General features: G+C 66.7%; 20 protein-coding genes and 1 pseudogene. 12 read left to right on the forward strand and 9 right to left on the reverse strand.

What is annotated here, in order from left to right; translation table 11 throughout:
- Nucleotides 1-149 precede the first annotated feature (149 nt).
- The 3 genes and pseudogenes from BBJ41_RS12215 to BBJ41_RS12225 all read left to right on the forward strand — a co-directional run bounded on the left by BBJ41_RS12215 (nucleotide 150) and on the right by BBJ41_RS12225 (nucleotide 1,999).
- Nucleotides 150-1,179: pseudogene (locus tag BBJ41_RS12215) on the forward strand (transporter).
- 330 nt (nucleotides 1,180-1,509) lie between these two features.
- Nucleotides 1,510-1,755, forward strand: coding sequence for a DUF2778 domain-containing protein (locus BBJ41_RS38945; RefSeq protein WP_236872019.1), 246 nt, complete (start codon nucleotides 1,510-1,512; stop codon nucleotides 1,753-1,755).
- A 1-nt stretch (nucleotide 1,756) separates the two neighbouring features.
- Nucleotides 1,757-1,999 (forward strand): hypothetical protein, encoded by a 243-nt coding sequence (locus tag BBJ41_RS12225; protein ID WP_069746613.1) that lies wholly within the window; start codon nucleotides 1,757-1,759, stop codon nucleotides 1,997-1,999.
- An 18-nt stretch (nucleotides 2,000-2,017) separates the two neighbouring features.
- Here the strand turns inward: BBJ41_RS12225 and BBJ41_RS38950 are convergent, their stop codons facing one another.
- Together BBJ41_RS38950 and BBJ41_RS12230 are read right to left on the reverse strand one after the other, a co-directional pair.
- Entirely contained in the window at nucleotides 2,018-2,170 is a 153-nt protein-coding gene (locus BBJ41_RS38950; RefSeq protein WP_011350776.1) for a DUF1427 family protein, read from the reverse strand.
- Nucleotides 2,171-2,194: 24 nt separating this feature from the next.
- Complete coding sequence (locus BBJ41_RS12230) at nucleotides 2,195-3,172, reverse strand: quinone oxidoreductase family protein (protein ID WP_069746614.1); 978 nt, start codon at nucleotides 3,170-3,172, stop codon at nucleotides 2,195-2,197.
- A gap of 160 nt (nucleotides 3,173-3,332) precedes the next feature.
- On the opposite strand from BBJ41_RS12230, the gene BBJ41_RS12235 reads away from it, so the two are divergent.
- Nucleotides 3,333-4,253 carry a LysR family transcriptional regulator gene (locus BBJ41_RS12235; protein WP_069746615.1) on the forward strand — a complete coding sequence of 307 codons (921 nt, stop codon included), beginning with the start codon at nucleotides 3,333-3,335 and terminating at the stop codon, nucleotides 4,251-4,253.
- Between the two features lie 147 nt (nucleotides 4,254-4,400).
- Here the strand turns inward: BBJ41_RS12235 and BBJ41_RS12240 are convergent, their stop codons facing one another.
- Nucleotides 4,401-6,569 carry a M1 family metallopeptidase gene (locus BBJ41_RS12240; protein WP_069746616.1) on the reverse strand — a complete coding sequence of 723 codons (2,169 nt, stop codon included), beginning with the start codon at nucleotides 6,567-6,569 and terminating at the stop codon, nucleotides 4,401-4,403.
- Nucleotides 6,570-7,211: 642 nt separating this feature from the next.
- Between BBJ41_RS12240 and BBJ41_RS12245 the strand changes: the two genes are divergently transcribed.
- The 4 genes from BBJ41_RS12245 (at nucleotide 7,212) to BBJ41_RS12260 (ending at nucleotide 10,450) form a co-directional block, all read left to right on the forward strand.
- Complete coding sequence (locus BBJ41_RS12245) at nucleotides 7,212-7,706, forward strand: LEA/WHy family protein (RefSeq protein ID WP_069746617.1); 495 nt, start codon at nucleotides 7,212-7,214, stop codon at nucleotides 7,704-7,706.
- Nucleotides 7,707-7,862: 156 nt separating this feature from the next.
- On the forward strand, nucleotides 7,863-8,195 hold the full coding sequence (locus tag BBJ41_RS12250; RefSeq protein ID WP_069746618.1) for a YegP family protein: 333 nt from the start codon (nucleotides 7,863-7,865) through the stop codon (nucleotides 8,193-8,195).
- Nucleotides 8,196-8,336: 141 nt separating this feature from the next.
- Nucleotides 8,337-9,470 (forward strand): methyltransferase, encoded by a 1,134-nt coding sequence (locus BBJ41_RS12255; protein ID WP_069746619.1) that lies wholly within the window; start codon nucleotides 8,337-8,339, stop codon nucleotides 9,468-9,470.
- An 89-nt stretch (nucleotides 9,471-9,559) separates the two neighbouring features.
- On the forward strand, nucleotides 9,560-10,450 hold the full coding sequence (locus tag BBJ41_RS12260; protein WP_069747675.1) for a class I SAM-dependent methyltransferase: 891 nt from the start codon (nucleotides 9,560-9,562) through the stop codon (nucleotides 10,448-10,450).
- A 31-nt stretch (nucleotides 10,451-10,481) separates the two neighbouring features.
- Here BBJ41_RS12260 and BBJ41_RS12265 read toward each other — a convergent pair whose 3' ends face one another.
- Nucleotides 10,482-11,054 (reverse strand): DUF1415 domain-containing protein, encoded by a 573-nt coding sequence (locus BBJ41_RS12265; RefSeq protein ID WP_069746620.1) that lies wholly within the window; start codon nucleotides 11,052-11,054, stop codon nucleotides 10,482-10,484.
- 76 nt (nucleotides 11,055-11,130) lie between these two features.
- On the reverse strand, nucleotides 11,131-11,751 hold the full coding sequence (locus BBJ41_RS12270; protein WP_069746621.1) for a TetR/AcrR family transcriptional regulator: 621 nt from the start codon (nucleotides 11,749-11,751) through the stop codon (nucleotides 11,131-11,133).
- A 220-nt stretch (nucleotides 11,752-11,971) separates the two neighbouring features.
- Here BBJ41_RS12270 and BBJ41_RS12275 point away from each other — a divergent pair, with 220 nt between their 5' ends.
- From BBJ41_RS12275 to BBJ41_RS12285, 3 genes are all read left to right on the forward strand, one after another.
- Nucleotides 11,972-13,255, forward strand: a complete 1,284-nt coding sequence (locus tag BBJ41_RS12275) for an MFS transporter (RefSeq protein WP_069746622.1) — start codon at nucleotides 11,972-11,974, stop codon at nucleotides 13,253-13,255.
- Nucleotides 13,256-13,411: 156 nt separating this feature from the next.
- Nucleotides 13,412-14,017 (forward strand): nitroreductase family protein, encoded by a 606-nt coding sequence (locus BBJ41_RS12280; protein WP_069746623.1) that lies wholly within the window; start codon nucleotides 13,412-13,414, stop codon nucleotides 14,015-14,017.
- 187 nt (nucleotides 14,018-14,204) lie between these two features.
- Complete coding sequence (locus BBJ41_RS12285; RefSeq protein WP_069746624.1) at nucleotides 14,205-15,455, forward strand: Hsp70 family protein; 1,251 nt, start codon at nucleotides 14,205-14,207, stop codon at nucleotides 15,453-15,455.
- A gap of 90 nt (nucleotides 15,456-15,545) precedes the next feature.
- On the opposite strand, the gene BBJ41_RS12290 is transcribed toward BBJ41_RS12285, so the two are convergent.
- The gene (locus tag BBJ41_RS12290; RefSeq protein ID WP_006477070.1) at nucleotides 15,546-15,749 is read right to left on the reverse strand and encodes a cold-shock protein; all 204 of its coding nucleotides are present in this window, start codon (nucleotides 15,747-15,749) and stop codon (nucleotides 15,546-15,548) included.
- A gap of 420 nt (nucleotides 15,750-16,169) precedes the next feature.
- Between BBJ41_RS12290 and BBJ41_RS12295 the strand changes: the two genes are divergently transcribed.
- Nucleotides 16,170-17,768, forward strand: coding sequence for an APC family permease (locus tag BBJ41_RS12295; RefSeq protein WP_069746625.1), 1,599 nt, complete (start codon nucleotides 16,170-16,172; stop codon nucleotides 17,766-17,768).
- A 109-nt stretch (nucleotides 17,769-17,877) separates the two neighbouring features.
- Here the strand turns inward: BBJ41_RS12295 and BBJ41_RS12300 are convergent, their stop codons facing one another.
- The 3 genes from BBJ41_RS12300 to grxD form a co-directional block, all read right to left on the reverse strand.
- Nucleotides 17,878-18,669 carry a DODA-type extradiol aromatic ring-opening family dioxygenase gene (locus BBJ41_RS12300; protein ID WP_069746626.1) on the reverse strand — a complete coding sequence of 264 codons (792 nt, stop codon included), beginning with the start codon at nucleotides 18,667-18,669 and terminating at the stop codon, nucleotides 17,878-17,880.
- 213 nt (nucleotides 18,670-18,882) lie between these two features.
- A complete protein-coding gene (locus BBJ41_RS12305) occupies nucleotides 18,883-19,479 on the reverse strand; it encodes a UbiX family flavin prenyltransferase (protein WP_069746627.1) in 597 nt (198 codons plus the stop codon).
- Between the two features lie 12 nt (nucleotides 19,480-19,491).
- A complete protein-coding gene (gene grxD / locus BBJ41_RS12310; RefSeq protein WP_069746628.1) occupies nucleotides 19,492-19,803 on the reverse strand; it encodes a Grx4 family monothiol glutaredoxin in 312 nt (103 codons plus the stop codon).
- Nucleotides 19,804-19,832 lie beyond the last annotated feature (29 nt).

Raw genomic sequence — 19,832 nt, forward strand, 5'->3', positions numbered from 1 at the left:
TTTTGGGGCGCCGGCGCTGCCGGTATGATGCCGCGTGACGCTGTCACGAGCGCGTCACGCCCGTCGGGCATACGTCTCCTTTCTTTTCCCGGCGCGGGCCCGCGACCCGCGATGTGCGGCGCGCCGCGCGCCGCACGACCTTCGACACGATGGACCTGATCGTACAGACTTACGGCGCCGATACGTCCGGCATGGTGTGCGGATTCCGCTTCGTTCCCGGCGGGTCCGGCGCGGTGCTCGATGCCGATGCGGCCGCCGCATGGCTGCACGCGTGCCGCGAGCGTGAGGCGACTGCGTCGGACGATTTCGTCTGGCTGCACTTCAACCTCGCGCACGGCGCGAGCGAGCGCTGGATGCGCACGCATCTCGGGCTGCCGGACAGCTTCTTCGAATTCCTGCACGAAGGTTCGCGCTCGACGCGCATCGAGCAGGAAGACGGCGCGTTGCGCGCGGTCGTCAACGACGTGATGTTCAACCTCGAGCTGACGCCGTCGGAAATCGCGACGCTGTTCGTCCATTGCGAGCGGCGCATCATGGTCACCGCGCGGCTCAAGCCGCTGCGCTCGGTCGACACGCTGCGCGCATGCGTGCGCGACGGCGAGCAGTTCCGGTCGCCCGCGGAATTGCTCGTGCACCTGCTGCGCGACCAGGCCGACCTGCTGATCCAGATCATGCGGCGCACGAGCGTCGACGTCGACCGTATCGAGGATCGCTTCCTGTCGCAGCGGCTCACGTCGAGCCGCATCGAGCTCGGCGCGATGCGCCGCACGCTGACGCGCCTGCAGCGCATGCTCGCGCCCGAGCCCGGTTCGATCTTCCGGCTGCTCGCGAAGCCGCCCGCGTGGCTGCACGCGGAGGACGTGCAAGGAGCTGCGCGAATCGACCGAAGAGTTCTCGCTGGTGCTCGCCGATCTGTCGGGGCTCAACGAGCGGATCAAGCTGTTGCAGGAAGAGATCGGTTCGCGTCTCGACGAGCAGAACAACCGCACGCTGTTCACGCTGACGCTCGTGACCGTGATCGCGCTGCCGATCAACATCGTCGCCGGCTTCTTCGGGATGAACGTCGGCGGCGTGCCGCTTGCGGAGAACAAGCACGGCTTCTGGCTGATGGTGGTGCTCGTCGCGAGCTTCACGGCGCTCGCCGCGTGGTGGGCGTTCCGCCGCCGCAACGACCGCTAGCGCGGGCGCGCGGGTTGTGCGGCGCAAGCTGGACGGCATTCGTCCGGATGCCTACAATCCGCAAAAAAACAAACCGAGGGCAAACGTCATGACCAACCGATACGCCGCGGAACGCGGCATGCCGAGCGTGCCGATGTGCGGCCGCTCGACGATCACGCTGCGTTTCGACGGCCGCGTGCTGACCGTATCCGGCGGACTGAGCAGGGTCTACCCCGCCGTGTCCGGGCAGCCGGACGCCAACGGGCGGTTCGACTATTCCGCCGAGCGCCAGCAAAAGGGTGCCGGCGGCCCGATTCCGGCCGGCAATTACTGGGTCCAGCCGTCGCAGGTATGGACCAACCACTGGTACAACGTGACGCCGCGCGACGGGTGGGGGGCGATCACCGGCTCACGATCCACGTGCTGCCGGGCACGCAGACTTTCGGCCGCGGCGGATTCTTCATCCACGGCGGCACGCATCCCGGGTCGGCAGGCTGCATCAACCTGCATGCGGGGATGGAAAACTTCGTCAAGGAGATCGATTCGGCGATCGCCGATTCGCCGGACTGCTTCATTCCGCTGACGGTGCGGTACTGACATGCGGGTACGGCGCATCCTGGTCGGCGCGGTGCTGCTCGTGGTGCTGGCGCTCGTCGTTGCGTTCAACGTCGTCAACGTCAGCGAAGCCTACGGCGACGGGCCGCCGTACTACGCGCGCACCGTCAACATGGACAAATGGAGCGATCCGCTGCCGATGCTCGGCGCGGTCGATGCGCTGATGCTCGTCGCGATCGGCGCATACGCGTACTGGCTCCGCCGGCGCGGCGGCCCGGCCCGCTGACGGGCCGCCCGCGCCGCCTCAGCGCAGCAGCGCGATCGCGCGCTCGCCGATCACCATTCCGAGCAGGCCGACGAGCGCGACGAGCGGCGGAGCCGGCGAGCGCACGTGCAGCAGCGCGTACAGCACGCCCACGCCGAGTCCCACCGCGAGCGACATCACGTAATCCATCATGGCAGTCTCCCGTGCGGCCCGGCGTCAGGGCTTGAGGATGACGCGCTCGCGCGCGCCGGCCAGCACCGCGCGGTATGCATCCTGCGCGCGTTCGAGCGGGTACACGTAGTCGTCGCCGATCGGAAACGGGCGCAGCGTACCGTTGCCGAAGCCGGGCGCGAGCGTGTCGAGGATCTGCGCGACCGCGGCGCCGGCGAGCTGGATCGAGTCGACGCCCACATACGTATGCTGGCCGCGATAGAACGCGAAGATGTCGAACGGCACGCTGCGGTCGATCGTCGAGATGAAGATCTGCCGCGCGCCGATCGCCATCGACGCGTTCGCCGCTTCGAAATACGGGCTGCCGACCGTGTTGTAGACGATGTCCGCGCCGTGGCCGCCGGTCGCCGCACGCACGGCGTCGGCGACCGGCCCGCTCGACGCGTCGATCATCCTCACGTCGCCCGACGCGTGGCCGCGATAGCCGCCGGGCCGGCGCTCGACGCCGATCACCGTCGCGCCGCGCGCGGTCGCGAGCTGGATCGCGGCCTGGCCGACCTTGCCGTTCGCGCCGAACACGAGTACGACGTCGCCGGCGGCCGGCATGCCTGCCCGCCGCAAGCCCTCGTAGGCGGTAACAAACGGCACGCCGACGCCGGCGGCTTCGTCGAGCGTCAGCACGGCCGGCTTGCGGCGCACCTGCGCGGCATCGAGCACGAGCCATTCGGCGTGCGAGCCGTTGCGTCCCACGCCGAGATCGCCGCCCGATCCCCACACGGGCGCGCCGATCCATTCGGCCGGACCGTTTCGGACGATGCCGGCCCAGTCGCGGCCGGGCGTGCGCGGCCATACCGCGTGCGGCATGCGGCCGAGCGCGGCTTTCACGTCGCTCGGGTTGACACCGGCCGCGCGCACCTCGATCAGCATCTGGTCGTTGGCCGGTACCGGCGGGTCGATTTCCCTGACGCGCGCGTCGAGCGACTCGATGTCGGCGGCGGGGGCGTCGAAGCGGATGCTGCGCATGATGATCTCCGTGGCGGATGGTGGCCGCGCGGCCCGGCGGGCGGCGCGTGCAACGCGTGAAAAGGATGAACGCAGTCTAGTCGGCCCGGTTTGACGCGGAAACGCGCAAAGGCGGATGATTGTTTTGCGATTCATGCACAGCAAAACCCGAGGCCCCCGAATGGACGACTTCCTTTCCCCGCATCTGGCGCTGTTCGTCGACGTGGTCGACCAGCAGAGCTTCTCGGCGGCCGCGCGCCGGCTGGGCGTTGCCGCATCGTCGGTCACGCGGCGCATCGACCGGCTCGAGGCGCAGCTCGGCATCCGTCTCCTGCATCGCACCACCCATGCGCTGCGGCCGACCGAGGCCGGGCAGTTGCTGTACGAGCGCGCGATGCGGATGCTGGCGGAGCTGCGCGGCTTGCAGGAAGACCTGCACAGCCAGCACGACGAGCCGAGCGGGCTGTTGCGCGTCGACTGTCCGGCGCCGTTCGGGCGGCTGCACCTGATGGCCGCGCTGGCCGCGTTCATGCAGCGTCATCCGGCGCTGCAGGTCGATCTGATGCTGACCGACAGCATGGTCGACCTGCAGGGCGCGCGGCTCGGCGCCGACGTCGATCTCGCGGTGCGCATCGGCCCGCTGGAGGACACGCGCTTCGTCGCGACCGTGCTGGCGCCGCAGCGGCGCGTGCTGTGCGCGAGCGCGGCTTACCTCACGCGGCGCGGCGAGCCCGAATCGCCCGACGCGCTGGCCGGGCACGACTGTCTCGCGTGGCATGGCGCGCCGCCGCCGGGCGCGTGGCGTTTCGACGGGCGCCGCCACGTGCCGGCGCAGCCCCGGTTTCGCAGCAATCATTCGGAAGCGTTGCTCGAAGCCGCGATCGACGGGCTCGGGCTCGCGCACCTGCCGACCTGGCTCGCGGGGGACGCGCTGCGCGACGGGCGGCTGCGCGCGGTGCTGCCGCAATACGCGGCGGCGCCCGAGCAGGCGACGATCCACGTGTTGCGCCAGCAGGCGCGCGGCAGCGCGCGCGCATCGCGGCTCGTCGCGTTCCTGGCGACGTGGTTCGCGCAGCCGGCGTGGGACGCCGCGTGGGCGTGATGGCGGCAGGCAACGGCGGCGCGCGGCGCGCGGCGCGCAGCGTGCCGAAATAAAAAAGGGCCTCGCAAGCGAGGCCCGTCAAAGGTCGGAGACACCGGTACGCCGGCCGGCGTCGCAGGCTGTGCGGCGCCGGCCGGGTGAGCACCGTTACTGCGTAAGTACCTTGCGCGGCTTGAATACGCCTTGATAGTGCAGTGCCGGACGTTCCTTCGTCGTCAGCTCGATGCCGCCGAAGGTCGGCGTCTGGCGCAGCTTCATCGCGGCCGGCGAAGCGACCGAGCCGATCGACGTCGAGCGCGAAGCCGGCGCGAGGTTGTTCGCGACGAGCAGCGCGGCCTCGCTCTGCAGGTTCGACAGCAGCACCGGATCGGTCGAGCGGTTGACCTGCGTGAGCAGCCCGCTCCATGCCGCGTCGCTGTAGTTCACGACGTAATAGTCGAGCCCGCTCGGGTCGGCGACCACGCCCGTGCAGCCGTCGATCCGCGTTTGCGTCTGCGTGTCCTTCAGCGCGAGCGTCGTGCGTTTCGCGAGACCCTGGCCGTACGCGAGCGTGATCGGTACCGTCCACTGCAGGCCCGGATACGCGTTCTTGTTCGGGAACGGCTGCTGCTTCAGCGTGACGACCGTCTGGTTCTTCGTCAGGTCGCACTGCGTGTCGAGCGAGATCAGCGGCACGCCGGTCTGGCGCACGTAGCTGTCGCCGATCGCGCCGATCGCCTGACCGCTTTCCTTCGACAGCGCATCCCACAGGCGCTTCGGCGTGCCGTTGCCGAACGAATAGTCGACCAGGTATTGCTGCAGGCCCTTACGCAAAGTCTGCTCGCCGAGATAGTTCTCGAGCGTCTTCAGCACGTGGCCGCCCTTGTCGTACGTGAACGCGCTCGCGCTCAGCACGAAGTCGTTCGACGCCCAGCCGTTGAAGTTCGGCGCGACCGGGAACGCGTTCGGGCCGATGTCGCGATTGATCACGCGGTACTTGTTCTTCACCTGGTCGAGCCAGCTGAACTCGTTGGGGAAGAACTGGATCGTCGTCTTCGTCTCGAAGAATGTCGCGAACGACTCGTTGAGCCACACGTTGTCCCACCAGTCGGTCGTGACGAGATCGCCGAACCACTGATGCGCGACTTCGTGCGTCAGCACCTCGTTGCCGTAGTGCGACATCGGCTGGCCCGGCTGCGGCAGGATGTCGTCGGCGAACTCGAGGATCGACCCCCAGTTCTCCATCCCGCCGAAGTTCAGGTCCTTCTGGTCCTTGAACGCGTCGTTTGCAGCCACCGTGTCGAACTTCGTGAGCGGCAGCGCAATGCCCGTGTAGCGGTAGTAGAAGTCGAGCGCCTGCTTGGTGCGGTCCATCGCCGGCTTCGCCCAGTCGCTCATGCCCGGCGGCGTGAACACGCGCAGGTGCAGGCCGCCCTTGCCGCCCGGCAGCGGGCTCGTGAAGTCGTCCTCGTACGTGTCGAACAGGCCGCCGCCGAAGAACAGCAGGTACGACGACATCGGCGGGGTCTTCTCGAACTGCACGAGCTTGTAGCCGCCGCCGATGCTGGTCGACGGCTTCTCGGCCGCGTTCGACACGACGCGCCAGCTCTGCGGCACTTCGGCCGTCACTTCATAGGTCGGGCGGAACGCCGGTTCGTCCCAGCCGGGGAACCACTGGCGCGACAGGTTGGTTTCGCCCTGCGTGAGGATCGCGCCGCTCGTCGTGCCGTCGGTGCTCTTCAGGTCGACGCGGAAGATGCCTTCCGCGGCCGAGCAGCCCGGATACGGATCGTCGCCGCAGCTGCCGCCCGTCTTCTTGACGGGATCGTCATACGACTTGAAGTTGATGATGCCCGACCATTCCATGTGCAGCGAATAGTTGCCCGGCGAGATCGAGCCGCTGACGGGGCGCAGCTGGTAGAAGTCGCCCTTGTCCTGCGGCGTCGCGATCAACTGGATGTTGCCCGGCTGCAGCGTGATGCGGCCATTCGTGAACTTGATCCGGTGGCCGGCGATCACGATGTTGTTGACCGGCTTCAACACCTTGATCTCGACGTCGGCGCGGCCATCGAACGCGTTCAGCGCTTCGTTCGGGCGGAACCACAGCCGGTAGTTCACGGGCACCACGGTGTCCGGCAGCTCGACAGGCGATACGCTCTTGTCGACGTTGGATGCGCTCGGCGGCGCGGTGACGGCGGGCGAAGAGCCCGGTTGCGGCGCGCCGGCGGAGCTGAGCGCGGAAGCCGAGCCCACGCCGCCATCGTCGCCGCCGCACCCGGCTAGCGCGAGTGCGGCAACGAGCGGCAGATAACGCATCTTGCGAATGTTGATCGACATGACTGAAACCTCGATTGTAGAAAGAATCGTTCAGTGCTGCGAAAACGCCGGCAAAAGCAATCCCCTCGCCGTTAATCAATGGCGATGAAAATGCTAATGACGGATTATTCGAAAAGACGGCGGCCGACTACGTGAAGGTAATCATGGTTTACTGCCCCCTCTGGATTTCCGGATGTCGGTTAACTTGCCGGTTCAAAATGGACGGGCGCGTGTTGTACTGGGTTGAATTCGCGCGCACGACACGGGGCCGCACGCCCTGCACGGGCGCGCAATCCCTTTGAACCGACGACCTACGGGGCTGGCCGGGCCAGTCCGCAGGACGGAAGGAAGGCGTGTCGCCATTCCGTAAAATCGCCGTCATGCGGCATCAAGGTTTGTCGGCCTGCTCGAAGGATGCGTAAATATACTTGATGGTTTTAGGTAAAGGAAACGAAAAATTTAGAAAGTGCGCCTATTGATTTCTGCGCGCTTCATTGAATGCTGGGAGTCATTAATTCGCTTTCCGTTTAGCTGATGATTTCGTAGTTTTAATCTATTAACGATCTTGCCGGCATGCGAAAACTACGAAATCCGGCGTGCGCGGGCGTGCTCGGTACAATGCAGCGACGACCCGCTCACCGATTGCCGCCAGGAGGCCTTCCCATGCCACGAACCCTGTTCCGTATCGCGCCGCTGCGCGCCGTGCTGCCGCTGTTCGTCGCCGTGCTTCTGCTCGGCGGTTGCGCGGGGTTGACGCGCGACCCCGTGAGCGTGACGGTCGCCGGGCTCGACCCGCTCGTCGGGCAGGGGCTCGAGATGCGTTTCAGCCTGAAGCTGCGCGTGCAGAACCCGAACGATGCGCCGATCGAATACGACGGCATCTCGGTCGCGCTCGACCTGAACGGCACGCCGTTCGCGAGCGGCGTCAGCGATCGCTCGGGCACCGTGCCGCGTTTCGGCGAAGCCGTGCTCGACGTGCCGGTGTCCGTATCGGCATTCGCGGCCGCACGGCAGGCGTGGAAGCTGCCCGGCGCGGCGGCGAACGGCGAGCTGCCGTATGCGCTGCGCGGCCGGCTCGCGGGCGGCGTGCTCGGCACCGTACGCTTCAACGATGCCGGCACGCTGCGCATGCCGACGATGCCGGGGTGGGGCGGCTAGAGCGCGCTGCTCGGGACAACGTCGCTCAAATGTCACCAAAAATTGACCATTTGACGGTCTTCAACCTTCATCCTGGCGCGAGGTCGATTTTTGCCGGTGCGGCTCCTACACTGATCCGTGTCCGAGGGTCGGACGTCCTTTTAGGAGAGCAACCACATGGCAGCAAAATTCGAGATCAAGAAAGCCACCAACGGTCAGTACTTCTTCCACCTGAAGTCGGCGAACGGCGAGATCATCCTCGCGAGCCAGCGCTACGACGAGAAAGGCGGCGCGAAAAACGGGATTGCGTCCGTCCGTGAAAATGCGCCGCTGGATGAGCGTTACGAGCGCAAGAGCGCACACAACGGCGAGCACATGTTCAACCTGAAAGCGGCAAACCATCAGGTCATCGGCACGAGCGAAACGTACCAGCAGGTGCAAGGTCGCGAGAACGGTATTGCCGCCGTCAAGCGCGATGCGCCCGGCGCGGAAACCTTCGATCTCGCGTGATCGACTGATGGTTGCGCCGCGGCGAACGCCTTCGGGCGGGCGTCGCGGCGCCTGTTTTGCCGGGTCGGGCAAAGCGCGGTATGGTGTGGGCCGCGCGGTGAATTCTCGCCGCCCGTTGAAGCCAACCGTAACCGAGTTCGCGTGACCGATTTCCCCGTTTTCCACTGGACCGACGCCGACGGCGCCGATCATGCCGTGCGCTGGCGCTCCGAAGCCGGTGTGCAGCCGCCCAAACGCGCGGTGCCCGCCGACGACCAGCTCACCGCCGACGCGGCCTACCGCCTTGCCTGCGAGGGCACCGCGCTCGTCTGGCAGGGCGACTTCCAGAATGCGCGCCAGCTCGTGCAGGCGATGGCGCGCCGTGTCGAGCGCAAGCCGAAGAAGGCGAAAGCCGCGGCCGGCGTCGACGCGTTCAACCTGCATCGTCTCGCACAGTCGCAGCGCGCCCGCACGCTCGGCATGCTGCTGATTCCGCTCGACGCCGACTACACGATTCCGCTGCGCCGCGCGCCCGACGTGCGTGCCGCGTGCGAGGAGGCGTACGGGCCCGGCGGCGCGCCGTCGGTCGTGTCGTTGCGCGAACTGCTCGGCCTCGTCGGCGCGCACGAATGGCGCAAGAAGGGCGTGCCGATCCCGGCGCTCGGCGGCGCGCCGATCCATCCGCACTACGGCGTGTTTTCGCCCGTGCGCGGCGAATACGTCGAACTCGTCGCGCACGCGCCGCTGCCGACGACTTCGCTGGCGTTCGACATCGGCACGGGTACCGGCGTGCTGGCGGCCGTGCTCGCGTCGCGCGGCGTCGAGCGCGTCGTCGCGACCGACCAGGATGCGCGTGCGCTGGCCTGCGCGCGCGAGAACCTCGCGCGGCTCGGTCATGCCGATCGCGTCGACGTCGTCGAGGCCGACCTGTTTCCGGCCGGTCGTGCGCCGCTCGTGGTCTGCAACCCGCCGTGGGTGCCGGCCCGGCCGAGCGCGCCGATCGAATACGCGGTTTACGACCCCGACAGCCGCATGCTGCGCGGCTTCCTCGCGGGGCTCGCTGCACATCTCGAGCCGGGCGGTGAGGGCTGGCTGATCCTGTCCGATTTCGCCGAACATCTCGGCCTGCGGCCGCGCGATACGCTGCTGCAGTGGATCGACGAGGCAGGCCTCGTCGTGCTCGGCCGCGACGACATCCGCCCGGCCCACCCGAAGTCCGCGGATGCCGACGATCCGCTGCATGCGGCCCGTCGCGCCGAGGTTACGTCGCTCTGGCGGCTCGGCGCACGAGCCTGACCGCGTATTTTCGGTAAACTGTCGCCATTCCTCACGAATTCCCGCCGCCGGGCCGTGGTCGACCGACCGTGGCCCGGCGCCGCTTCACGATGTCGAACAAGACCTACGAAATCCGTCCGGAGCAGTCCATCGAGCTGCTGAAGGAACTGCACATCCTCACCCGCGACGGGAAGCTGAACCAGGACAGCCGCCGCAAGCTGAAACAGGTCTATCACCTGTTCCAGTTCATCGAGCCGCTGCTCGCCGGCGTGCAGGCCGACAAGGGCGGCGTGACGCTCGCCGATCACGGCGCGGGCAAGTCGTATCTCGGCTTCATCCTGTACGACCTGTTCTTCAAGCAGCAGGCAGGGCACGGCACGCCGGCGTTCGCGTCGCACGTGTACGGGATCGAGACGCGCGAAGAGCTCGTCACGCGCTCGGCCGAGCTCGCCGCGCGCCTCGGGTTCGGCGGCATGTCGTTCCTGAATCTGTCGGTCGCGGATTCGATCACGTCGCCGAAGCTGCCCGAAACGGTCGATGTCGTCACCGCGCTGCACGCGTGCGACACGGCGACCGACGACGCGATCCGCTTCGCGCTCGCGAAGCGCGCGCAGCACATCGTGCTCGTGCCGTGCTGCCAGGCGGAAGTCGCGGGCGTGCTGCGCAAGAACAAGGGCAAGTCGCTCGCGAGCGCGCTGACCGAGGTGTGGCGGCATCCGCTGCATACGCGCGAATTCGGCAGCCAGATCACCAACGTGCTGCGCTGCCTGCAGCTCGAAGCGCACGGCTACCAGGTCAGCGTGACCGAACTGGTCGGCTGGGAGCATTCGATGAAGAACGAGCTGATCATCGCGCAGTACAAGAACCTGCCGCGCCGGCGGCCCGGCGAGCGGCTGAACGAGATCCTCGGGATGTTCGGGCTTGCCGAACTCAATGCGCGCTTCTTCGTGCCGGAAGCCGCGGCGGCGGGCGGCGAAGCCGTCGAGCCCGCCGAAGGCTGACGCGCGGGCGGCCGGCGCGCCGCGCGGCGCGTCAGACGTCGTCGCCCGGCCGGCGCATCCATTCGCGCCAGCCGTCGTGGCCGAGGCGGCGCAGCGTTTCCTGATTCTTTTCGTAGATCGCGGACGCGTCCGGGAACGCGTCGACCGCGCGCGCGATGCTGTCCTCGCGCAGCAGGTGCAGGATCGGGTACGGCGCGCGGTTCGTGTAGTTCTCGATGTCGTCCGCTTCGCTGCCTTCGAACCGGTATTGCGGATGGAAGCTCGCGATCTGCAGCACGCCGTCGAGCTTCAACTGCCGGACGAGCCGGTCGGCAAAGAACAGCGCATCGTTGTAGTCGACGAAATCGGCGAACGCGTGCGGGAAGATCAGGAGCGTCGTGTCGACTTGCTGCGGGTCCGCCGCGTCGAGCGCGCGCAACTCGGTTTCGAGCTCGGCGAGCGCGTCTTCCAGCGTCGTCGCTTCGCTGATCGCGTAGCGCACCTGCTCCTTCACGTAGACGCTTTTCGCGAACGGGCACAGATTGAGCCCGATCACCGCGCGCGCGAGCCAGTGCCGCGTGGCGGCGAGGATGTCGTCGTGCGATTCGGGTCGGGTATCGGTCATCGGGAAACCAGCCAGGCGGAAGAGCGGTGAGGGCCGCATTGTAGCGGGCGCGCCGGGTGCGGACGCGCGCGGCCCGTCATGCGCATGCGGCTTCGATCAACTGCGTGACGAGCGCGGGCGCGATGCCGATTGGCGTTTCGCCGTGCCGATAGGTCTGGCTCGCCGCGTAGATCCCTTCGACCACCAGCGCGAGCGCATCGGCGAGCGCCTGCGGCTGCCGCGCGCCGGCGCCTTCGCATAGCGCGACGAGCCGCTTCATCAACTGTTCCTTGTTCTGCGCGACGCGCTCGCGCGCCGGGTGCGATGCATCCGGGAATTCCGCGGCGACGTTGACGAACGGGCAGCCGCGATAGTCCTTCTGCGTCGCGCGCTCGGCCAGATCGACGAAATACTGGATCAGTTGCGCCTTCGGCTGGCCCGGATGCTTGGCGGCGCTCGTGTCGAGACGCTCGAAGAAGCACGCGTCCATCCGCTCCAGGTACGCGAGGATCAGCTCGTCCTTCGACGAGAACTGGCGATACAGGCTCATCTTGTTGACGCCCGCGCGTTCCACGACCGCCTCGATGCCGACCGTGCGAACCCCCTCCTTGTAAAACAGCTCCTCGGCGGCGCGCAGCAGGTGCTCCTGCGCGGTCGCGCCGTCGATCGGCCGGCGCGTGCGGCGCGCAAGCGGTTTGGCGACTTCGATGCCGGACATGATGACCCTCGACTGCGTGATGAATTGCTTGACATGTTACCGACTGGTAACTACGATCGCAACACAGTTGTGACCGATCGGTAACAATGCCGTCCGGATCAACAGACAAATGCCAAGCGTCGGCCCGGGTCAGCCGACGCAGCGTGCGGCGGAGGTGGCCTGACTGGGTGGGGCGGCGCGGGCGCGATGGCGCCGGGTCCGTCAACTGGAGAACACGAAGATGAATTGGGCGGTGACACGAATCGGCGGGCGCTTCCACTACGGATGGCTCGCGGCGGCGGTGGTATTCCTGATCCTGCTGGCGGCGGCCGGCACACGCGCGACGCCGAGCGTGCTGATGGTGCCGCTGGAGCGCGAGCTCGGCTGGAGCCGCGCGACGATTTCGCTGGCGATCTCGGTGAACATCGCGCTGTACGGATTGACGGGCCCGTTCGCGGCCGCCGCGATGCAGCGCTTCGGGCTGCGCCCGACGATCCTCACCGCGCTCGTGACGATGAGTGCGGGCGTCGCGCTGTCGTCGATGATGACGCAGAGCTGGCAGATGGTGCTGATCTGGGGCCTGATGGTCGGCTGCTCGACGGGCGTCGTCGCGCTGACGCTGTCGGCCACCTTCGTCACGCGCTGGTTCCACGCGCGGCGCGGGCTGATCATGGGCATCCTGACCGCGAGCACCGCCACCGGCCAGCTCGTGTTCCTGCCGATGCTCGCGGCGATCGCGCAGCACCACGGCTGGCGGCCGGTCGTGCTGGTCGTCGCAGTGGCGGCCGCGATCGTGATTCCGCTCGTGGCGTTCCTGCTGCCCGAGCGGCCGGCCGACGTGCAGTTGCGCCCGTACGGCGAGCCGGCCGATGCGCCGCCCGCGCCCGAGGCGACGAAGGAGAACCCGCTCGCGGTCGCGTTCCGCACGCTGCTGATGGCGAGCCGCTCACGCGACTTCTGGCTGCTGTTCTTCAGTTTCTTCATCTGCGGCGCAAGCACCAACGGTTATGTCGGCACACACCTGATCGCGATGTGCAGCGACTACGGGATGACCGAAGTGCAGGGCGCGTCGCTGCTCGCGGCGATGGGGGTGTTCGACCTGTTCGGCACGACGCTGTCGGGCTGGTTGTCCGATCGCTACGACAACCGCGTGCTGCTGTTCTGGTATTACGGGCTGCGCGGACTGTCGCTGATCTACCTGCCGCACGCGTTCGGGATCGATTTCTTCGGGCTGCCGCTGTTCGCGATGTTCTACGGCCTCGACTGGATCGCGACCGTGCCGCCGACCGTGCGGCTCGCGACCGACGTGTTCGGCAAGGCTGCGGCGCCGGTGGTGTTCGGCTGGATCGTGGCCGGCCACCAGCTCGGTGCGGCGTTCGCGGCGCTCGGCGCGGGGCTGTTGCGCGCGAGTCTCGGAACCTATACGATCGCGTCGATGATCTCGGGCGGGCTGTGCATCGTCGGCGCGCTGATCGTGCTGCGGATCAACCGCGGCCCGTCGCGCGCGACCGCGCAGGCGGCCTGAACGCGGCGCCCCGGCCGGCCGCGCGGCGTGCGGCCGGCCAATGCACGGATGGCGATTTGCATAGCGCGGGAGGATCGGGCGCGCAAACGCTCAAGCGGGTATGCTTGCGGTTCGCCGGGCGTTCGCGCCCCTTCATCGATGTCAGCGAGGAACCGCATGTCCGTCAAACCTGCTCCCACCACTGTTTCGATTCACGATCTGATCGCGGGCCGCTGGAGCCCGCGCGCGTATTCGGATGAGCCCGTCAGCGCCGGCGATCTGCACGCGGTGCTCGAAGCCGCGCGCTGGGCACCGTCGGCCTACAACGCGCAGCCGTGGCGCTTCATCGTGTTCGATCGCACGCAGGACGACGACGCATTCAAACGCGCGTTCGCGACGCTGGTGCCGTTCAACCAGGGCTGGAATGCGCCGGCGCCGGTGCTGATCGCGGCGACCGCGCACACGCTCACGCCGAAGGGCGAGCCGGCGCCGACCGCGCTGTACGATGCGGGCGCCGCCGCAATGTCGCTGGTGCTGCAGGCGCACGCGCTGGGCCTCGCCGCGCACCAGATGAGCGGTTTCGACGCGAAGGCGTTCCGCGACGCGTTCGCGATCCCGGCCGACGTCGCGATTCTGTCGATCATCTCGATCGGCCACTACGGCAACGTCGACAAGCTCGATCCGGTGCTGCGCGATCGCGAGAAGGCGCCGCGCACGCGCCATGCGATCGGCGAAGTCGTGTATGCGGGCGCGTGGAAGAAGAGCTTCGACGCGGCAGCCTGACCCTGTCCGGCGGGCGGGCTGCGTCGCGCATCCCGGCCGCTTGCTCCCGGCGCGCGAACCCGCGCGCCGTTACCAGCGGCGCCCGTTGCGCGGCACCGATGGCCGGCCCCGGTTGTGATCCCGCGGGCTTCATGTTAAAAAGCCCGTCCTTTCCGTTTTCGCGCCGGCCCTGCTGCGGCAATTTCCCATGACTTACTGCGCGATCGATTTCGGCACGTCCAATTCCGCCGTGGCGCTGCCCGACGGCGATGGCATGCGCCTCGCGCCCGTCGAGGGCGACCACCTGACGCTGCCCACCGCGATCTTCTTCAACAACGACGAAGAGACGGTCGAATACGGCCGTGCGGCGCTGGCATCCTATATCGACGGTTTCGACGGCCGGCTGATGCGCTCGATGAAGAGCATTCTCGGCTCGCCGCTCGCGGAAACGACGACCGATCTCGGCGACGGCAGTGCGATCGCGTACACCGAAATCATCGCGCGCTTCCTGACGCACCTGAAGCGCAAGGCGGAGGCCCGCGCGGGCGCGCCGATCGGCCGTGCGGTGCTCGGCCGGCCCGTGTTCTTCGTCGACGACGATCCGCGCGCCGACCGTCTCGCGCAGGATCAGCTCGAGGCCGCCGCGCAATCGGTCGGTTTCGCGGACGTTCAATTCCAGTACGAACCGATCGCAGCCGCGTTCGACTACGAATCGCGCCAGCAGGCCGAACGCCTCGTGCTCGTGGCCGACATCGGCGGCGGCACGTCCGACTTTTCGCTGGTGCGCGTTGGCCCTGAGCGGATGGCGCGGCTCGAGCGCAAGGACGACGTGCTGGCCCACCACGGCGTGCACGTCGCGGGCACCGACTACGACCGGCGTGTCGAACTGGCCGCGATCCTGCCCGCGTTCGGCTACCGTTCGCTCGATCCCGAAGGGCGCGAACTGCCGAACAAGATCTACTTCGATCTCGCGACCTGGCACCTGATCAACACGGTCTACACGCCGAAGCGGGTCGGCGAGTTGACGCTGATGAAGCACCTTTACCAGGATGTGCGGCAGTACGACCGGCTCACGAATGTGGTCGAGCAGCGGCTCGGGCATGCGCTGATGGCGCGCGCGGAAGAAGCGAAGATCGGCGTGGCGGCTGGCGGGGAGACGATGATCGACCTGAACGACGTGGAAGAAGATCTGCTGATCGCGTTCGATGCCGATCGCCTCGTCGATGCGAGCCGCGACGACACCGCGCGCATCGTCGACGCCGCGCGCGAGACGGTGCGGCTCGCGGGCATCGCGCCGCGCGATGTCGGCGCACTGTATTTCACCGGCGGCTCGACGGGTCTCGCATTCCTGTCGGGTGCGCTCGCGGGCGCATTCCCGGATGCGCAGCCGGTATTCGGCGACCGCCTTGCGAGCGTTGCGACGGGACTGGGCATTCACGCGCAGCGGTTATTTGGCTGAACGGTTGTATTGCCATCGCGCCGAATTGGCGCATAAAAACAAAAAGCCCCGCCGAAGCGGGGCTTTTTTACACGAATTATCGCGCCAAGCTTAGACCGGACGGATGTTCGCAGCTTGCAGACCCTTCGGGCCCGTCTTCACTTCGAATTCAACCTTCTGGTTTTCTTGCAGCGTCTTGAAGCCTTCGACGCGGATTTCCGAGAAGTGCGCGAACAGATCGTCGCCGCCGCCTTCCGGGGTGATGAAGCCGAAGCCCTTTGCGTCATTGAACCACTTGACGGTACCGGTTGCCATGTTACTTGTTCCTAAAAAGATAAAACGGGGCCGAAGCCCATGGGGTGCGGAAAATCAAGGAAGGGGTAATAGGACCAACCGGAGTACCGTTGATGGGCGAACTACGAAAGAACCAATTCACTCGCCGCTTGAAATCCTGCGAAGTCCTTTATACGGCTAATCGATCGTGTGGTCAACCGTATTTCCATGCACTCAGGGTTATTGCGGAGATCGGGTTTACAAAGCTTGCAAGCGATGCGAATTTTTTGTAGGGGCTGAACGATTTTGGCGCCACGTTCGAGGTGCAACCGTTAAACTACGCGCCGCGTGGACGGGTTGCCCTGATCGGGTGGCGCGTCCCCCCAAGAATGCGTGCGCGGTGCTGTCCGAGCCGATCCCGGACCGCAGGCCGACCATGCTTTTTGAGACACAGGAGAGGATGTGAAGAGTTCTATTCAACGGAACATCGGCCCGTTTGCATTGATGCTGACGGGGCTGGGTTCGATTATCGGCTCGGGCTGGCTGTTCGGCGCCTGGAAGGCCGCGAAGATCGCTGGTCCGGCGGCGATCTGCGCCTGGATCATCGGCGCTGTCGTGATTCTTGCGATTGCCCTGACGTACGCCGAACTGGGCGCGATGTTCCCGGAGTCGGGCGGCATGGTGCGTTACGCGCGCTACTCGCACGGTTCGCTGGTGGGCTTCATCAGCGCATGGGTCAACTGGATCGCGATCGTCTCCGTGATCCCGATCGAGGCCGAAGCGTCGATCCAGTACATGAGCACGTGGCCGTATCCGTGGGCGCACGCCTTGTTCGTGAACGGCGAGTTGACGACACCCGGCCTGTTGCTGTCGGCGGTGCTGGTCGTCATCTACTTCATGCTGAACTACTGGGGCGTGAAAGCCTTTGCGCGTGCGAACACCGCGATCACGATCTTCAAGTTCCTGATCCCGGGCCTCACGATCCTCGGCCTGATGCTGACGAGCTTCCACTCGGAGAACCTCGGCACCGCATCCAATGCGAGCTTCGCGCCGTACGGCTGGTCGGCCGTGCTGACCGCGGTCGCGACGAGCGGCATCGTGTTCGCGTTCAACGGCTTCCAGAGTCCGGTGAACCTCGCGGGTGAAGCGCGCAATCCGTCGCGCAGCGTGCCGTTCGCGGTGATCTCGTCGATCCTGATCGCGCTCGTGATCTACGTGCTGCTGCAGATGGCCTACATCGGCTCGGTGAATCCGGCCGACGTTGCGAAGGGCTGGGCGCACTTCAACTTCTCGTCGCCGTTCGCGGAACTCGCGATCGCGCTGAACCTGAACTGGCTCGCGATCCTGCTGTACGTCGACGCGTTCATCAGCCCGAGCGGCACCGGCACGACCTACATGGCGACGACCACGCGGATGATCTACGCGATGGAGCGCAACAACACGATGCCGAAGATGTTCGGCAACGTGCACCCGATCTACGGTGTGCCGCGCCAGGCGATGTGGTTCAACCTGCTCGTGTCGTTCATCTTCCTGTTCTTCTTCCGCGGCTGGAGCTCGCTCGCGGCGGTGATCTCGGTTGCGACGGTGATCTCGTACCTGACCGGCCCGATCAGCCTGATGGCGCTGCGCCGTGCGGCGACCGACATCGAGCGTCCGCTGTCGATTCCGCTGATGAAGCTGATCGCGCCGTTCGCGTTCGTCTGCGCATCGCTGATCCTGTACTGGGCGAAGTGGCCGCTGACGGGCGAAATCATCCTGCTGATGGTTGTCGCGCTGCCGGTGTACTTCTTCTTCCAGGCGAAGTCGGGCTGGACCGGCTGGGGCGAGGACCTGAAGGCCGCATGGTGGCTGGTCGCGTACCTGCCGACGATGGCCGTGCTGTCGCTGATCGGCAGCAAGGAATTCGGCGGTCACGGCTACCTGCCGTACGGCTGGGACATGCTGGTCGTCGCGGCGATCGCGCTGGTGTTCTACTTCTGGGGCGTGAATACGGGCTACCGGACCAAGTATCTCGACGAGCGCGAGTCGCACGACGAGATCCTCGAAGGGGTCGGTGCCTGACGCCTGACCTGCTGCCGGATTCGGCGGCGGCAGGGAGCAGCAAAAAAAGCCCGCCCGAGCGTTGCTCGGGCGGGCTTTTTGTTTGTGGCAGGCGGTTATCGCGCGGCGCTCAGGCCGCCGCGCTCGCGAACACGTAGTTCGTCATCGCAAGCACGCGCTGGTAAGTGCCGAGCGACTGGATGCCGAGCCGGTAATCGTCGTCCGCCGCGCCGAGCGCTGTGAACACCGGCAGCAGATGCTCGTCGGTCGGGTGCATCAGCGCAGCATGCGGCGCCTGCCGGCGGTAGTCGAGCAGCGCGTCGACGTCGCGGGCAGCGAGCTTCGCCTCGAACCAGTCGGTGAATTCCGCGACGCGCGGGTCCGCATCTTCGGGCGCCGCGCCGAAATCGGCCGCGCGCAGGTTGTGCGTGATCTGGCCCGAACCGATCACCATCACGCCTTCGTCGCGCAGCGGCCGCAGCGCGCGGCCGAGCGCGAAGTGATGGGCCGCATCCGCGCGCGGCTGGATCGACAACTGCGCGACCGGCACGTCGGCCTCCGGGAACATCAGCAGCATCGGCACCCACGCGCCGTGGTCGAGGCCATGTTCGGTCGTCGCGGTCGCGATGCCGGCCGCGTCCAGCAGCGCGGCCGCGCGCTCGGCCACGTCGGGGGCGCCCGGCGCCGGATAGCGGATCTCGTACAGCGCGCGCGGAAAGCCGTAGAAATCGTGGATCGTCTCCGGATGCGCGGCGATGCTCGCGACCGGCTGTTGCGTGCCCCAGTGCGCGGACAGCATCAGCACCGCGCGCGGGCGCGGCAATTCGGCGCCGAGGTGCGTGAACGCACCGGACGGCAGCGTCGGGTCGATCGGCAGCGTCGGGGCGCCGTGGGACAGGTAGAGCGAAGGCAAGCGGTTCATGGTGGTGGCCTGCGAAAAGGGTTTGTCTGTGACTATAGGCGCGCACCGGGTATTGATAAATCCGCGTTACGGAATTTGATTGACGCTTGGTTGTTGATAATCGCGGCGATGCGACGAGTGCCTAAGCGGGAAGCCGCCTGTCTGGGTGAAATCGAATGAATTGCCGCGTTGATCGGCGAAGATGCGTGAAGAACGGCGCTGTGTCGGGCGGCGCTATTGCGCGTGCCGGATGCCTTGCCACGGTGTCGTCAGCGGTGCGCTGAGCGCGAACAGGTCGAGTACGCGCGTGACGGTCTGGTCGACCAGTTCCTCGATCGTCTTGGGCATCGCGTAGAACGCGGGCAGCGGCGGAAAGACGATGCCGCCCATTTCGGTCACGGCGGTCATGTTGCGCAAATGCGCGAGGTTGAACGGCGTTTCGCGCACCATCAGCACGAGGCGGCGGCGTTCCTTCAGCGTGACGTCGGCTGCGCGCGTGATCAGGTTGTCGGACAGCCCGTGAGCGACGCTCGCAAGCGTCTTCATCGAGCATGGTGCGATCACCATGCCGTCGGTCGCGAACGAGCCGGACGCGATCGTCGCGCCGACGTCGCGCACCGAATGCACGACGTCCGCACGGCTTTCGACGTCGGCTTTCGGCAGCTTCAGTTCATGCTGGATGTTGAGCCAGCCGGCGTTCGAAATCAGCAGATGCGTTTCGACGCCGCCGGCGGCGCGCAGCAGGTCGAGCAGCCGCACACCGTAGATCGCGCCGGTGGCGCCGGTGATCGCGACGATCAGCCGGCGTGGCGGCGCGCTGGGAGATGCCATCGGAAGGGGCGGTTACGCGGCGGCGAACAGTTGTTGCAGTTCGCCCGACTGGTACATCTCCATCATGATGTCCGAGCCGCCGATGAATTCGCCCTTGAAGTAGAGCTGCGGGATGGTCGGCCAGTTCGAGAATGCCTTGATGCCCTGGCGGATTTCGTCGTCCTCGAGCACGTTGACCGTCTTGAACTGGTCGACGCCGCAGGCCTTCAGCACCTGCACGGCGCGGCCCGAGAAGCCGCACATCGGGAATTGCGCGTTACCCTTCATGAAGAGCACGACCTGGTTTTCGTCGACGATTTGCTTGATACGTTGTTGGGTGTCCATGACTGACCTTGCGTGTTTGCGGGGCGTTA

It is taken from the genome of Burkholderia stabilis (assembly GCF_001742165.1).
GTDB lineage: Bacteria > Pseudomonadota > Gammaproteobacteria > Burkholderiales > Burkholderiaceae > Burkholderia > Burkholderia stabilis.